Origin of the sequence: Methylibium sp. (assembly GCF_013817365.1) — a bacterium.
GTDB lineage: Bacteria > Pseudomonadota > Gammaproteobacteria > Burkholderiales > Burkholderiaceae_C > Methylibium.
On record NZ_JACDCU010000460.1, the window covers coordinates 1 to 3,050 of the forward strand.

Annotated in this window: 2 protein-coding genes and 2 pseudogenes; 1 reads left to right on the forward strand and 3 read right to left on the reverse strand. The window is 71.5% G+C overall.

All coding sequences use genetic code 11. The annotated features are described in order from the left end of the window. Positions 1-168: pseudogene (locus H0W38_RS19685) on the reverse strand (bifunctional riboflavin kinase/FAD synthetase); the annotation flags it as partial. A gap of 304 nt (positions 169-472) precedes the next feature. Continuing rightward, positions 473-2,050 carry a CHAD domain-containing protein gene (locus tag H0W38_RS19690; RefSeq protein ID WP_292457350.1) on the reverse strand — a complete coding sequence of 526 codons (1,578 nt, stop codon included), beginning with the start codon at positions 2,048-2,050 and terminating at the stop codon, positions 473-475. A 104-nt stretch (positions 2,051-2,154) separates the two neighbouring features. On the opposite strand from H0W38_RS19690, the gene H0W38_RS19695 reads away from it, so the two are divergent. Further along, positions 2,155-2,556: a DUF2784 domain-containing protein gene (locus H0W38_RS19695; protein ID WP_292457353.1), complete on the forward strand. Its 402-nt coding sequence runs from the start codon at positions 2,155-2,157 to the stop codon at positions 2,554-2,556. A 42-nt stretch (positions 2,557-2,598) separates the two neighbouring features. Here the strand turns inward: H0W38_RS19695 and H0W38_RS19700 are convergent. Next, positions 2,599-3,050, reverse strand: a pseudogene (locus H0W38_RS19700) (ornithine carbamoyltransferase); the annotation flags it as partial.

Sequence of the window (3,050 nt, forward strand, 5' to 3'; positions counted from 1 at the left end):
ATGCGGCTCGAAAGTCAGCACGGTGCTGACGAGCCCGCGGTGCGCCGCCTCGTTGTTGAGCAACGCGAGCATGGCCTGGTGGCCGCGGTGCACGCCGTCGAGGTTGCCCACCGTCACGGCGGCGGCGGCGGCGAGCGAGGCGTGGTGCAGACCGCGAAAGACTTGCATCGACCGATTATCGCGAGCGCCCGATGCGGCTTTGCGCCATTTGCTCGGGCTGGCGGCGCATGCCGGAAAAGGCGGGCCGCGAGACGCAAAAAAACCCGCACCCGGCTGCTTCGCACAGGCACGGCACGCGGCCGACCCGCCGCGCTCGATGATCGAGCGCAGCGGCTTCGCGGCAGTGCTGGGCCAGGCGCGGATCGTCGCGACGCTCGAGGAGGCGCTGGCCCTGGCGGGGCGCCACCAGCGGCGGGCCGGCCGTGGTCCGGCTGCCGATGGCGGCTCGGTGAGGGCGCTTGAAACGCGCCGCTCAAGCCCAGAACGCCTTGCTTTTGCGCAGGCTTTTCAGTTCGTTTGCGGCGGCGGCAAGCACGGCGGCCCGGCGGGCGGTCAGCCAGCCCAGTGCGAACCAGGCGCGCGGCTCGCTGACTGCGAGCGACCGGTAGGCGGCCTCCGCGACGCAGACATCGTTGTACTCGCCGAGCCGCTCCTGCGCCCCGCGCAACCGCGCGAGGTAGCGCTTCACCGCGCGGCGGGGGAACAGGCTGGCGCTGAACTCGATTGCGTAGCGCAGTCGCTTGAGGCGCTTGCGCAGGCGATGGCGCTGCTCGTCGCTCAGTTGGTCGAAGCGCTTCGCATCGCGGCGCGCGTGCGCGTGCCAGTGCTGCAGGCGCTGTGCAACGAGCGCGAGCAAGGGAACCGCTTCATCGCGAGCGCCGCCCGGCTCCTCGGCCTCGGCCTGGGCGCTTGCACTGGCGACGCCGGCCTGTGCGGCCGGCGTTGCATCGTCCGCCAACTCGCCGCACAAGTCGATCAGCACCAGGCCGTGCTGAACCCGTTCGCGCTCGCCCCAGGGCGGCGTGTCTTCGGGCGGCGACAAGGCCACAGCCGGCTCGCCCAGGCCGGCCAGCGCGGCATCGACCTCGCGCTGCAGGCCGCCACCCAGCACGTCGCGGTCACGCACTGCGCCGAGGGCACGAAACAGCGCCGCCACGCCATCGCCCCAGGCAACGGCCGGCACGCCCGGCCAGCCCTCGAAGAAACGTTGCGCCGAACGCAGGCGCCGCAGCGCGACACGCAACTGGTGCAGCGGTTCGCTGGCGGTCGTGCCGGCTGCCACTTCACTCCAGTTCGGCAGCGCGTGCGCGAGCGCGTTGCGCCGCACGGCGGTCCAGGCTTGGTCCGGGCTCATGCCCTTGTGCAGCTGTACCGGCTCGGTCTTGACCGCCGGCGTGGCGTCGTGTGGGCCGAGGTTTTGCGCCAGACGTTCGCCGCGCTCGGACTTGCTGCGCGTGTCCAGCCACAGGCCGTGTTCGGCGGCGAAACGGCGCGCCCGTTCGATGACGGCGCGGGGCGAGCCGCTGACCAGTTCGATCTCCAGTTCGCACACCGGCCAGCGCCGCTCTCCACCGCCACGTCCGGCGGCGACGATTTCACCGCGGTCGAAAGCCAGCTCCACGGTGCCGCGGCGCGTGCGCTGGCGGCGATGGCAGCGCTGGATGTCGGTGCGGTATCGGGCCTGCAGCGGCGGAGCACCTTCGTGCTCGCCCTTGCGCGGTGCAAGGGCCGCCGCGAGCGCCTCGCCCGGGGGTGTGCCGTGGTGACGCGCAGGGTCCACTGCGGGCGTGCGCCCAGCCACGACGGTCAAGGGCACGTTGTGCTCGCCGCGCTCCAAGCCGTGTGCGCTGCCGACCTTGAGCGTCTGCACCCAGCGCCTGCCTTCCTTGCGCAGCCGCAAGGCGAGGCCGGCGGCTGCGAGCCGGCCGTCAGCGGTGTCGAAGTAGATGGCCTGCAGCCGGGTGCGTGACGCGCCCGGCTCGGCAACAGCGCGCCCAACGCCCGCCCGCGCTGCTGCGCTGACCTGCAGCTTGAGTTCGATTTCCCTCATCGCCGCCGATCTTGGCATGCGTAGATGACAGCGATGCCGGCCGGCACGCCGCGTGGCAGGGCACGGCGTACGCTCAACCTCATGGACGCTGCCGCCTTCGGGTCATGAGCTATCGCCTGCTTGCCGACGCCGTCCTGCTGCTGCACCTGGCCTTCGTCCTGTGGGCCGCGGCCGGCGGCCTGCTGGTCTGGCGCCGTCCGCGCTGGGGTTGGCTGCACCTGCCGGCGCTGGCCTGGGGCGCCTATGTGCTGCTGGCCGGCAGGCCCTGCCCGCTCACGCCGCTGGAGAACCGCTTGCGCGCACTCGGAGGCGAGGCCGGCTACGGCGGCTCGTTCATCGAGCATTACCTGCTGGTCCTGATCTATCCCGATTGGGCCCAGGCGGCCAGCGGACGTGTCTGGCAGGTCGCCATTGCCGCCAGCGTGCTGGCAATCAATGCGCTGTGCTACGCGGCGGCATGGCGACGAAATCGTGCGGGTCAGCGTGCCAGCCGGCTCGGTTCGTGAGGGCGCAAGTGCGGTGGCTTGGCATCGCCGCCGCCGGCAGGTTCAGCCCACCCGCCCGAGCAGCAGAAACTCCATGAGCGCCTTCTGCCCGTGCATGCGGTTCTCGGCCTCGTCCCACACCACCGACTGCGCGCCGTCGATCACGTCGGCCGCGACCTCCTCGCCGCGGTGCGCCGGCAGGCAGTGCATGAAGAGGGCGTCCTTGCGCGCGGCGGCCATCATCTCGGCGTCGACGCACCAGTCGGCGAAGGCCTGCCGGCGGGCGTCGTTCTCGGCTTCGAAGCCCATGCTGGTCCATACGTCGGTGGTTACCAGGTGAGCGTCCTGGCAGGCCGCCATCGGGTCCTTGAAGACCTTGTAGCAGCCGGTGTTCGTGATGCCGGCCACCGCGGGGTCGATCTCGTAGCCGCCGGGCGTGCTCACGTGCACCGTGAAGCCCAGGATCTCGGCCGCCTGCAGCCAGCTGTTGGCCATGTTGTTGCCGTCTCCCACCC